Source organism: Lactobacillus sp. M0403 (genome assembly GCF_016101265.1).
Classification (GTDB): Bacteria; Bacillota; Bacilli; order Lactobacillales; family Lactobacillaceae; genus Lactobacillus; species Lactobacillus apis.
Genome location: NZ_JACFQV010000002.1, coordinates 252,114 through 264,082, shown reverse-complemented (window position 1 = coordinate 264,082; position 11,969 = coordinate 252,114). Strand labels below are relative to the sequence as shown.

Below are 11,969 nucleotides of genomic sequence, written 5' to 3'. Positions count from 1 at the left end.
CATTTTAATTATTTAAAAAGTGCATAAAAACAAAAAAGGCACCTTTCTCTAGTTGCCTTTTAATAGTTTTATATTCGGATTGTTTCCGCATTGATAGCCACAATCACAGTTGAAAGCGACATTAAGATTGCGCCAACTGCTGGTGGAAGAAGAATTCCAATTGGAGCTAAAACACCTGCAGCAAGTGGTAAGGCTATAATGTTATAGCCTGCTCCCCACCATAAATTTTCAACTGTCTTTTTCTGTGTGTTTTTAGCTAGCTTTAAAAAATTGATGATATCAATTGGATTACTATTAACCAAAACGACATCAGCGGAATCAATTGCAACATCAGTTCCTGTACCAATAGCCACACCGATATCAGCTTTTGCTAAGCTAGGAGCGTCGTTAATTCCATCTCCTACCATCATTACCTTATTGCCATTAGCTTGATACTTTCCGATAATTTTTTGTTTATCTTCTGGCAAAAGCCCTGAGTAAACTTCTGTAATTCCCAGTTTTTCTGCAATACTATCCGCAACATTTTCATTATCACCAGTTAACATTACTGGAATAATGTTTTGGGCTTTAAGTTCTTTAATTAGTGAAATTGCTGTTTTCTTGACTTGATCACCAACTGCAACATACCCGAGCAGATTGGAATCCTGTAAAAGATAGCTTACCGTATAATCAGCAGCAGATATTTTAGGAAAATTATTAACTAAAGAACGAGCGGTTTTTTCATTGACTAATTGATAATCCTTGCCATTAATTGTTCCAGTAACACCTTTACCCGAAACAGTTTTGCTATTTGATAACGGTAAAAGACTGATTTTATTTTCATCGGCAAATTGCAAGATACTCTTTGCAATTGGATGCGTTGAATCTTGTTCAAGCGAGGCAATTAATCTTAATACACCTTCCTTATTGATTGTTTGGTTTAGTGTATCAAACTGACGAACCTGAAATTTTCCTTCAGTCAGTGTACCCGTCTTATCCATTACAACATATTTAATTTTTTGACTAATACCAATTACATTGCGGTTTCGAATCAACAGTCCATTTTTTGCACCAATTGACATGCTTTTTGCATTTACAAGGGGAATAGCTAAACCTAATGCATGTGGGCAGGCAATGACTAGCACTGTAACCATCCGCTCCAGTCCGTTACTTATTCCTTTTAAACTAGTCCAGACAATTAGAGCAATGACACCAATAATTAGTGCTGCATAAAACAACCAACCGGACACGCGATCTGCTAAATTCTGTAAATTAGATTTATTCATTTGCGATGACTGAACTAACTTGTTTACGTTTGCCAAAAAGCCTGAGTTAGCTGAACTGGATACCTTAACTACAATTGTGCCGGAACCATTGATTGAACCACCGATCACTTTATCATTAACTTTGCGTGTTACACTTTGTGATTCACCTGTAACCAAGGATTCATTAATATCGCTGGAACCATTAATGATAATTCCGTCTAATGGTATGCTCTCACTTGGTTTAACTAAAACAATTGCATCCTTTTGTACACCGTTAATTGAAACATCTTTTGTCTGACCATTATCTTGAAGATGGACCTTATCTGGTAATAATTTAGCTAGGTCATTTACTGAACTATTTGCACTCATCATGGAAGACATTTCAATCCAATGACCTAATAACATAATTAAAATTAGGGTTGCCAACTCCCAGAAAAAGTCCATTACCTGATTTTGATTATGTAAGATATTGTTTTCAACAAAAGCATAGATACTATAAACATACGCCGTAACAATACCAAGGGAGATTAATGTCATCATTTCAGGTCTTTTTGCTTTTAACTCATAAAAAGCACCTTTTAAAAATGGTTCGCCACCATAAAAGAATAGGATAGTTGCAAAAAGAGCTACTATCCATTCAGAACCGTTAAAAGAAAATTGAAAAGGCAAACTAATTCCCATTGCTGGTGATAAAAACAGTATCGGTAATGCAAGCACTAGAGAAATCCAAAATTTTTGTTTCAGATTTCCCATGTCCATCATCTGATTTCCGTGCATCATCATGTTTCCACCACTCATTTGCATTGATGAGTGGTGCATTTTTGTCCCAGACTGAGCACTTTTATTTTTACCTTGATTGCCCATGTTCATATCGTTCAAAATAATCAGCCCCCACTTCTTTTTACATCAATTTAATTAACTCTTTAAGTTAAATCTACTTTTATCAAGCAGTGATGTCAAAGAAGAGGCTCTAAAAGTTAAACTATATGAATGGTTAAGCATCTTGCAATTTAGCTTTGTGATAAAAGTGAACAGCAAAACCAATTGCCAGCCCAAGAACAGTTGGAATAACCCAATCCATACCAATGTCTGAAAATGGTAAGAAACGATATTGAATCGATTTTAGTGCTAATGCCCAGCCCTGTTGACTAATTGCTGGAGGAAATGACGCAAGCATATCAAAAACAGCTGGAATTAGTGTTAACCCAACTCCCCAATAATAAACAACTGGATCATGATCAAAAAGAGTACCTGAAATTGACAAAATGATTAAAACCATTGCAATTGGATATAAAAACATCAACATTGGTGTGGACCAAGCAATAATCGTATCTAAGCCAAAGTTAGCCGTGATAAAGGAAACAAATGTCATGATAGCAAGCCATGCATGATAACTAATCTTTTTGAAACTACGGTGAAAGTCTTGCGCAAATGCTGCAATTAAACCAACAGCAGTAGTCAAACATGTGAGTGTAACTAGAGTTGCAAGAAGTGCATGGCCAACATCCCCTAAATAATAAGTAACGATTTGATTAAACGTTGTTCCACCCTCGGGTGCAATTTTAAAGTGATTTAATGTAGTTGCACCTAACCAAATTAAGCCGATATAGATAACCCCGATCGCACTTGTAGCAATCACACCCGCTCTCGCGGTTACCTTAGCATTACTCTTAGCAGATGTCTTACCTAATTGATTAACGGCAGACACAATCGTATAACCAAAAGCAAGACCAGCTAAAGCATCCATTGTGTTGTATCCTTGCAGGAAACCGTTAAAAAATGGCATTGTTTGATAAGCTGCCGTAGCACTTTGATTTTTAGCTGCGCCCATTGGCGAATGAGCTGCAAGTAAAAATACCGAGAATAATAAGACTAGAAACAGTGGGTTTAAAACTTTTCCAATACTGCTTAAAATGGTTGATTGCTTATATGCAATGATAAAAGCTAAAATAAAGAAAATAGCCGAAAAAATTAATAAACTAATTTTCGCATATTTTTGTGGCAGCACTGGTGCTAACCCGACCGAAAATGAAATGCTTGCAGTACGTGGTGTTGCAAATAATGGTCCTAGCGTCAAATGAATTAAAACCATAAAAATCAATGCAAATTTAGGTCCTAAGGGCTTTCCAATATCATAAACACCTTTAGCATGACTAGCACTAATCGCTAAGACAGCCAGTAAGGGCAACAAAACTGCTGTCACTAAAAAGCCAAAAGTTGCCATCCCCCAATTTGCTCCAGATAATTGGCCTAAATGGATTGGAAAAATTAAGTTTCCAGCCCCAAAAAACAAACCAAACAATAAAGAGGCGACTACTAAGTATTCCTTCCAACTTAATGGCTTTTTATTAATATCGTCTTTAAATTCTTCCATTTTACTCTCCTACCTTTTCATATTTCTGTATGTCTTCAATAGATGCCTACTTTAAAAAATACTTTTCATTTCTCTCACTTTCTAGCATGTACTTTAGCTTTGAACTTTGTAAAAACCAATAAAAAAAGCACCCTGATTTTCATCAAGGGTGCTTTAGCACGGTACCACCTATTTTACCAACGAACAAAATGTCGTTAGGTCACTTCACGTACGGCATAACTGCGATACGCTAACACGATAATGGGTGTCACCAATATTAGCTACTAAAATTCACCATATAGCTCAAAGTTACTTTCAGACTACTCTCACGGTTCATTTTCAGCAAACAGAACTCTCTAATACGCTTTAAATAATCTTACTCTTCTTTTCATTGCTTTTTATATTAATTATATTTTAATTATTGTCTTATTTTTTGTCAATAATTTTTTTGTTTAGCTCACGATTTTCGTCCCGTGCATTTGATCAACATCGAGCTCTCTAGCTACTTTAGCTATGTTTTGAGCAGTTATTCCACCGCCAGGAAGAATTTCAATTTTATTTTTAGCCCAATTAATAATTTCTTTTAAGTGAGGGTAATTATCGGAAATAGTTTGCTCTAAACTGCCCCCGTGCGTCAAAATGCGTTTAACTTTTTTAGAGCTTAACCAATCAATAGCATTTTGTTGCTGATTCTCAGCTATCTCGTCAAAAGCCATGTGCATCACAACTTCCAAATCTAGGATATGAGCCAGTTGAATCAATTTATTCATATTTTCTTGATCCAGATCACCATTCATATCAATACACCCAAAAGTAACACCATCTGCTCCTAGCAGTGAGGCCATTTCAATATCTGAAAGCATAATGGCTATTTCATCTTTTGTATAAACAAAATTACCTGCTCTAGGTCTAATCATTACCACCACTGGGATATTCAAGTTATGCGCATATTCCACGACTTTTTTAGTTACTCCAAATGAGGGTGTCGTACCACCAGCAGCCAAATCATTATTAAGTTCAATTCGGTTGGCTCCTGCAGCAATCACTTTTGGTACATTAGTAAAATTTTCAACGCAAGCTTCTTTTAACATTCTCTATCTTTTTCCTTATAGCTTAGTCAATTGTTGACTCTGTTCTTTTTTGGTAATCTGCCAACCATTTTTTGGTCATTGGGAAAATTTTAGTCATATCTTTTGCCGTCGGTTGAGCAATCATGATTTTTACGTCATGCTCATTATCAGAAACACAAAAAGCAAACTCAACATTTGTTGCAACTCCCCATTCTCCTTTAGAGTTTAAGGCAATCAACGAAATAGCATCACAACTTCCATAACGATCCTTTAAAGTTTTAGCAAAAGAAAACAGTGCCTGATCACATGCATCTTGAGGTGACTGTCCCTCGGCCATTTTACGAACAATCTCGTAGGACAAGCATCCCTTCATAATATCCTCACCTAGTCCAGTTGCTGCTGCAGCACCAACTTGGCTATCAGCATAAAAACCTGATCCAGATAAAGGTGAGTCTCCAATACGCCCATCTTTTTTCATAAATAAACCAGATGTAGATGTTGCGGCTGCCATCGAGCCTTGCTGATCAAGCGTTACCGCACCAACTGTATCGTGGCCATCATAGGCACGGAGTTGCTCCTGTTGATTAACATTTAGACGCTCTTGCCATTCTTTTTTGGCTTTTTCGGTTAGCATATTTGTCATTTCAAAACCATTTTTGGCAGCAAACTTCGTTGCGCCATCACCGACTAAGAAACTATTAGTTTTATTTTCACTTAATTTCCGCGCCACTGAAACGGCATTTTTAACATTTTCTATTGAAGCAACTGATCCTTGCGCAAATGTATCGCCATCCATAAAGCCTGCATCCATTTGCACTATACCCTCTTCATTCGGCAAACCGCCAAAACCAACAGATTTGTAGTGTTCATTGTTTTCTACAACATTAATTAATTTTTCAACTGCATCTCCAGCATTAATTCCTTTATCTAAAAGTACACTAGCTTCACTTAAGCCATCAAATGACATTCTCCAGGTTGATATTGCTGCCCAGGTCATAATTTTTCCTTCCCTTACCATTTCTTATCGTTAATCTTATACTAGGCCTAAAATTGTGACAAGCACTTACAGAATACAAAACCAAAGTAAAAAGATTCTAAGCATCTTATACCAGAAGTTTAGAATCTTTTTAATTACCACATTCCAATTACTTTAGTCCAAATCAAACCGCCACCAAGCCAAATGACGTTTAATATTACACCAATGATCGCACTCAACTTCCACCAATCTTTATTTGATACATAACCAGTTGAAGAAAGAAGTGCTGCGGGACCAGCTGAATAACTTGAAGTCGATAGGTAAAGTGAGCCATCTAAAGCAAGCATTAATGCAGCCATAACAGGTGGAACACCGGCTCCGATTGCAATCGACAAAAAGCCAGCGTATAGTGCTGAAATTTGTGTAGAAACACTTGGGAACAAATAGTGTAGATAAAAGTAGGCTAAAAATAGAATTACTAAAACTACAATCCAGTTCATTCCGTGTAAGGCACTGCCCAATGTTTTTGAGAACCATGGGAAGAAACCAAGAGTCATTAGCTTTTGTGACATTAACATGATAATTGACAACCATGTGAGAATATTCCAAGCAAAGCTTTGGCCTAGAATGTCTTTAACATTAATTACTCCAGAAATTAGCAAGAGCGCAACTGCAATAAAACTTACCAATGTTGCATCGATACCAAACTCTGGACCAACTAACCATAATGCAACAGAAAGGATGAAGACTATACCCATTATTTTTTCTGCTGTGGTCATTTTCCCAAGTTCTTTTAACTTAGTGTCTGCCCAATTATGTGCATTAGGGGTTTCTTTAATTTTGGGAGGATAAATTTTGTACAGAATAAACGGAACAAGAAGCAATGAAATTAACCCAGGTACAATTGCTGCTAAAAACCATTGCATCCATGAAATCGAAACATTTTGCGTTTTAGCAATTCCTAAAGCAACCATGTTTCCTGCTAAGCCAGTTAAAAACATTGTCGAGGTTACAATATTTACTTCGTACTCGTTAAATACTAAATATGAACCCATATCACGCTGTGTACCTTTTTTAGGATCAGATCCCATTTCCTTAGAAAGATTGTCAATAATTGGGTACATAATTCCATTAACCCGAGCGTTGTTACTTGGTATACCTATAGCTAAAACGGTTTCCACCAAGGATAAGGCATATGCCAAGCCTAGTGTTTTCTTACCAAAGGTTTTGACGAAAAAGTAAGCAATTCGTTTACCTAAACCCGACTTAATAAATCCAGCTGCCATAAACATACACATTGCAACCATCCAGGCAGTAGAATTTCCGAAACCTGCTGTGACTTCTTCCATTTTAAAAATACCAGTTAAGGTAGCAATAACAATTGCAATGATTGTTGTTGCCATCATTGGTAATGGCTTAGTCACACAGGCGACAATTGTTCCAATAAAAATAGCAAAGAGGTGCCATGCTTGTACACTGATAGCAGCAGGCTTTAAGGGTGTAAAAAGCCACAGACCTATCCCTATTACAAGTGGTAAAATCCACTTTTTCCATTCAAACTTATCTAACATATTTTTTCTCCTTAACAATTTTATTTTGCTTTACTAATTGCAGCCTTAACGGCATTCTTTAAGGCTTGAGTAGTAGTTGAAGCTCCAGAAACGGCGTCAACTTCGACTGAGTTTTGCTCTACCATTTCTTGTGGAACACGCTTAATTGCAACTGCGCCTATTCCTTCAGTTTCGTGATTTTCTAGGACTTCAACATTTTTAATTGTTTGGTTTTCATATGTGACGCGAACTAAAACACGACCGCCAATACCTGCCTCTGAAGAACCTATATACTGATTCTCGTTTAGACTAATTTGATCTTCCTTATTTCCATCTAATAAGTCATTAATTCGTGGTACAGCATTTTCTATGGTTATCTTTTCTGTGTTCTTCGTCATTCTTGCAGCGTTTTCTCCAGCTATTTGGCCAAAAATCAAGCACTCAGCAAGGTTGCCACCTCCTTGATAGCGATTGGCACAAATGCCACCTAGTTCACCAGCAGAATAAAGCCGTTTGATAGGTTGACCATCAATCCCAAGAACTTGAGCTTTTTGATTATGCTCTGGACCACCTTGAGTATTCAAAACAGCTGGAGCCAGCTTAATTGCATAAATTTTTCCTGTTAAATCAAAGCATTCCATACTTTCTGACGCACGATTAAATTCCAAGTCTATGCCTTCTTTAGCAAATTGATTGAATTTCTCGATGGTTTTTCCCAAGTTTTCTGAAGGTACTTCAATCGCGGACGCTAATTTATCGACAGACTCAGCTTGAATTACTTTTTCAAAGAAAGTTTGATACTTTAGCTTGCCAGTTTCTTTTTCTTTTATGAATTTATCATATTGCTTCTGGTCAAAAACAAGCCACGCATTATCAAAAGCATGGGGCAATAAGTACTCGCCATGTTCATATATATGTCCATGACGATATTTGGCATCTTCCCTCATAAAGCGACTGCCATCATTAGCGACCGCAAAAATAGAACCAGACTTAACATTTTGCCAACCACTAATTTGACGTCCACGTTCATTCTCGCCTTCGGCAATGACATAGCTAGGAACAATACCAAGAGACTCATAATTACTCATGTGCCACATCTTTGCCCCTACATCAGCAGCCATTTTAATACCATCACCATTATTGTATAGCGTTCCTAATGGAGTTAATTTTTTGACATGTAGGTAATCTTGCTGCATTTGTGTATTGTTTTCGAAACCTCCAGTAGCAAGAATAACTGCCTGTTTAGCATGAATGTAATAGTCTTTATGATTGCGACTAACGATGACACCAGTAATTTCGTTATCGTTGGGATTTTGGATAAGTTCCTTAGCTCTAGAATTTAGCCAAACGTCAATTTGCTCTGAACGTTCCATAACTTTTTTCCGAATTTCCTGCCATAGCCCAGCGTCAAAGTCGCGATTATGAACTAAAGCAAAATCAAATGTTTCCGCACCAGAAAATTCAGGATACTCACAAAGTTTGTTTTTCTTAGCTAAATGATCTCCTAGCTGATAATCTTGTGACCAAATAAAGGGTTTAATTCCTAAATACTTTTCGAAATATTCAGGCATTTTAGTAAAGCCATCAAGGTATACTTGCATTGTTTCTTTATCAACTTTAAAAGGTTTTGCTAACTGGTCGTAGTAGTCGCCAATCTTCTGGCGATCGTGTGCCATTGCCACATGTTGAGCAGAATAACGAGTATTTCCTCCTTCATGTCCATATGGTGCAGCATCAACTAGTAAAACACTCGCTCCTTGATCAGCTGCAAAACGAGCTGCTGTTCCACCGGCACCACCAAAACCTAAGACAATAACATCATAATTTCCGTTCCACTTAATTTCTTCATTACTTTTCATTTTTTATTCTTCTTTATTTTCCTTAGCATTGGCAATAGCTTTGTCTACCGCCTCTTTAAATGCCGCACTTGTTGTACTTGCTCCACTTATTACATCAACATTTGTAGTCTGATTCTGCATCATTTCTTTTATAAGTAGAGGAATTGCTTTTCCACCCAAAGAAGGTGTCTCATGCTCTTGAAGGGTTTCAATTTGAGCTATTCTGCCCTTTGCCATAGTAACTCGAACCACAATTGGTAAATCATTGATACCGTTAGTACTAATACCAATACCTTGGTTTTCTTTTATTGCATAATCATTTGTTGAAATATGAGCATCTGATTCTAAATCAGGCTTTTCGGATGCACTTGTTGAGACAGTAAAAGTTAGAGATTGTCTCTTAGGCCAAGCTGCATTTTCACCTGCAATTTTGCCTGATATAAGTAAGTCAGCAATACTGTTAGCACCAATATATTTAGTAGCAAAAATGTCACCCAATTCACCGGCTTCATACAAATGCGGAATAACATTATTTTCTAAGTCCAATACTTCACATTTCTCATTGCGGCGTGCACCGCCATGTGTGTGTAAAATGTTATGACGAATAGGAATTGCATAATATGGTCCATCACTAAAAGCACGCATTGTTTGAATATTTCGGTTTAGAAACATGTCGCGCTTTGGTTCGCTGACTAAAAAGTTAAAATCTTCGACTGCTTCTTTTAGTTTTGGCGCTTTGATTTTTGCAGCTAACTCTTCAATTGACTTTGCTTTAATAGCATGAGCTATGAGTTCCTTAATCTGATCAGCATTTGCAGATTTATCATTTGCCAGTTGATTGAACTGCATTTGGTCCATAACAATATGTGGGTGATTTTGGTTCGGTAACATAATCCAGTTACCGTGGTTATATTTATAACCATGACGATCTTCTTCGTCCTCGCGGTAATACCTGGTACCATCATCACCAGCTACGAAAATACTACCGTTAAATAGACTTTTCCAATTGATCATGTAGGCGAACTTTTCTCGTGGTAGCCCCTCATTTAGTGAAAATCCATGTGAATCGTAATTAGACATATGCCAAAGTCGTGCCCCAACTTCAACAGCTAAATCAATTCCTTTTCCTCTGTTATATAAAGTGCCAATTGGAGCTAAAGAACCTTGTCCCAAAAAATTCTGAATCATGTCCTGATTGTTTTCAAAGCCACCACACGATAGAACTACACCATTTTTGGCAGCAATATTTCTATTAATTCCTTGATGCTTAATTTGCACACCTAAAATCGTCTTAGTTTCAGGATCTTGAATTAAGTGCTCTGCCGGACTTTCAAACCAAATATCAATCTTGTCTAAGCGATCATATACTTTTTCCCGTAACAGTTTCCAAAATCCGCCATTATACATGCCAGTTGTCATGCTTTGTGAACGCATAGTATCTGCATGCTGATATTCTGGATATTCTCCCTTTGGTCTTCTTCCGGTATATTGTGCTTCAATCCCAAAGTATTTTTTCGAATACTCTTTCATTTGTAAAACATTATTTACAAATGTGTCTAAACCTTTTGGATCATACTTAAATGGGTAATATGTCTCTTTATAATACTCACGAAGATCGTTAAAATTATCACTCCAAGCAAAGGCACCTCCAGCGTAGCGTGTATTACCACCCTCTTGGCCTTCAGGAGCTGAGTCGATCAGTAAAACATGTGCATTATTATCTGCAGCAAATCTAGCCGCACCCGCACCTGCTCCTCCAAAACCGATAACGATTACATCATAAATGGCATCCCACTTAATAGCCGAGTCATAAATCATGTACTTACCTGCTCTTTCTAATAAATTCTTTACTTGGAAATATATTCTTAATAAAAAACCAAGTCCAATTTATTTTTAAGATGATTTTGAGCAAATAAATCAATTAAAGTAAGCGCCCGATAAGGAATAATTGCAATTTCTTCTTAAGTTTAATATAATCAAAAAAGATGGGATTATAAAAGTTATTGATTAATAGTAGGAGATAAATATGAACGAAAAAGATCTTCTATACTTTTGTAAATTAGTAGAAACGGGTAATTATACAGCTACTGCTGCCCTCTTTGATGTAACCCAACCAACTATCTCAATGGCAATCAAGCGACTGTCTGATAAATTTGATGACCCGCTTATTTTGCAAAAAAATAGAAAGAGTAAAATCACTTTAACTGATGCTGGTGAGCTTCTTTATGAAAAAGCCAAAATTTTATTACAAGATATTTCCAGTATCAATTATGATGTTAAGCATGCTAGCGACAAGAAAATTCGCTTAGCTTTTTCTGGTGAAGCTGGTAATTCTTATATTGCCGACATTATCATGAAATTTTATCAAGCAGGTTTAACCGACTTGATTGATACCAATATTGAACGCTCAGCTGATGCTTTCTCTGATTTGACTAACGGGGATGTTGACGTGGCAATTTATTCTTGGATGGTGCCAATCAACGATCCTGAGTACTTTGTCCATAATTTAAATCGAACTGAGTTAGTTATAATTACCAGTGAAGCCGATCCTTGGAAGGATGTTCATCAAATCAGCGCATCTGATTTACGTAACCGCAAGTTTGTTGCTCGTGGTCGTGGTTATTTAACTAGAGAATGTCTGGAAGAAGTTGGCAAATTAGGTAATTTTAATCCTAATGTCATTTACACTGCGCAAACAATGCAAACGATGATTGATTTAGTCAGAAGAGATGTTGGTATTGCTCTTGCAATGGAAAGTAGTCTTAAGGACCAAACAGGTGTACACGTTATCAGACTGAAGCCAGGACAAAAATTATATGCCTATATGCAAATTGCAATGCGCAAGAGCTTCGTACCAAACAAATATCAGAAAAAAGGAATTGACATATTGCGACACTTTAAACCTTAGTTTTTAAAGAGCAAACAAAAAAGCACATGA

The 11,969-nt window shown here is 36.8% G+C and carries 8 protein-coding genes and 1 other annotated feature; of the genes, 1 reads left to right on the top strand and 7 read right to left on the bottom strand.

Annotated elements, in window-relative coordinates; all coding sequences use genetic code 11:
• Positions 1-68 precede the first annotated feature (68 nt).
• From H3T48_RS03805 to H3T48_RS03775, 7 genes are all read right to left on the bottom strand, one after another.
• Positions 69-2,114: a copper-translocating P-type ATPase gene (locus H3T48_RS03805; RefSeq protein WP_198188675.1), complete on the bottom strand. Its 2,046-nt coding sequence runs from the start codon at positions 2,112-2,114 to the stop codon at positions 69-71.
• Positions 2,115-2,238: 124 nt separating this feature from the next.
• Positions 2,239-3,618 carry a branched-chain amino acid transport system II carrier protein gene (brnQ, locus tag H3T48_RS03800; RefSeq protein WP_122035263.1) on the bottom strand — a complete coding sequence of 460 codons (1,380 nt, stop codon included), beginning with the start codon at positions 3,616-3,618 and terminating at the stop codon, positions 2,239-2,241.
• A gap of 141 nt (positions 3,619-3,759) precedes the next feature.
• Positions 3,760-3,998 (bottom strand) — a binding site (T-box leader).
• A 51-nt stretch (positions 3,999-4,049) separates the two neighbouring features.
• Entirely contained in the window at positions 4,050-4,688 is a 639-nt protein-coding gene (locus H3T48_RS03795; protein ID WP_198188587.1) for a copper homeostasis protein CutC, read from the bottom strand.
• A gap of 22 nt (positions 4,689-4,710) precedes the next feature.
• Positions 4,711-5,664, bottom strand: coding sequence for a N(4)-(beta-N-acetylglucosaminyl)-L-asparaginase (locus H3T48_RS03790; RefSeq protein WP_198188586.1), 954 nt, complete (start codon positions 5,662-5,664; stop codon positions 4,711-4,713).
• A 134-nt stretch (positions 5,665-5,798) separates the two neighbouring features.
• Entirely contained in the window at positions 5,799-7,214 is a 1,416-nt protein-coding gene (locus tag H3T48_RS03785) for a DASS family sodium-coupled anion symporter (RefSeq protein ID WP_198188585.1), read from the bottom strand.
• Positions 7,215-7,234: 20 nt separating this feature from the next.
• Complete coding sequence (locus H3T48_RS03780; protein ID WP_198188584.1) at positions 7,235-9,052, bottom strand: FAD-binding protein; 1,818 nt, start codon at positions 9,050-9,052, stop codon at positions 7,235-7,237.
• A gap of 3 nt (positions 9,053-9,055) precedes the next feature.
• Entirely contained in the window at positions 9,056-10,849 is a 1,794-nt protein-coding gene (locus tag H3T48_RS03775; protein WP_198188583.1) for an FAD-binding protein, read from the bottom strand.
• 208 nt (positions 10,850-11,057) lie between these two features.
• Here H3T48_RS03775 and H3T48_RS03770 point away from each other — a divergent pair, with 208 nt between their 5' ends.
• Complete coding sequence (locus H3T48_RS03770) at positions 11,058-11,939, top strand: LysR family transcriptional regulator (protein WP_198188582.1); 882 nt, start codon at positions 11,058-11,060, stop codon at positions 11,937-11,939.
• The last annotated feature ends 30 nt before the right edge of the window (positions 11,940-11,969 follow it).